This window comes from Mesorhizobium sp. M1406, assembly GCF_040317555.1.
GTDB lineage: Bacteria > Pseudomonadota > Alphaproteobacteria > Rhizobiales > Rhizobiaceae > Mesorhizobium.
This window is the reverse complement of the sequence record NZ_JAMYKW010000189.1, coordinates 1-653: the sequence shown is the minus strand read 5'-3', so window position 1 is coordinate 653 and position 653 is coordinate 1. Positions and strand designations below refer to the sequence as shown.

Below are 653 nucleotides of genomic sequence, written 5' to 3'. Positions count from 1 at the left end.
CGGATCGGCGCGATCACCAGTCCGCAGACATTGCAGGAGCTGCTGGACGGGCCACGAACAGCCTTTCCACGTTTTGACCAGCATGAAGCTGCGATGCGCGTTGCTCTGCATTCGCGGACAGGGCGCGACATGCGCATGGGCACGGTTCTCGACCGCCGCCGCCATTTCGCACATGCTCTCAATGCCGCAACCGCCAAGCTTCCGGCAGCCGAAACCCGCAGAATCGAAGCGCTGGCGCATCTCCTCTTCTCAGCCTCCGCTTGGGAGGTTTTGAAAGACTATGGCGGTCTCGACGGCGCCCAGGCCGGCGAAACCGCATCCTGGGCGCTCGAGCTGATCCTGTCCGCAGTCGGCCAGAGCCATCCTCAAGCGGGCGTGTCATCAAAACCGAAGGAGAAATCATGACGATTGACGTAGTACCATTCGATGGCGGCGAAACCGTCTGGGTCATCGCCGACCGCATCCGCTTCCTGGGCGGCGTTGCCGGCTCGAACCTTGAAATGCTTGAGGTCACGGTGCCTCCCGGCTCCGGTACCCCACCGCACGCCCACCCTTCACCGGAGATGTTTTACATCCTGGAGGGTGAACTGAGGATCCGCCACTTCGAGGCTGGTGAAGCGCCGCGCACGGTAGTCGCCGATCCAGGCAGCGCG

The 653-nt window shown here is 62.9% G+C and carries 1 protein-coding gene and 1 pseudogene; both read left to right on the top strand.

The annotated features are described in order from the left end of the window. Positions 1-405, top strand: a pseudogene (locus NKH03_RS34885) (TetR/AcrR family transcriptional regulator); the annotation flags it as partial. Continuing rightward, positions 402-653 (top strand): cupin domain-containing protein (locus tag NKH03_RS34880; RefSeq protein ID WP_352973385.1); only part of this gene is annotated, 252 nt, incomplete at its 3' end. The pseudogene NKH03_RS34885 and the gene NKH03_RS34880, both read left to right, overlap by 4 nt.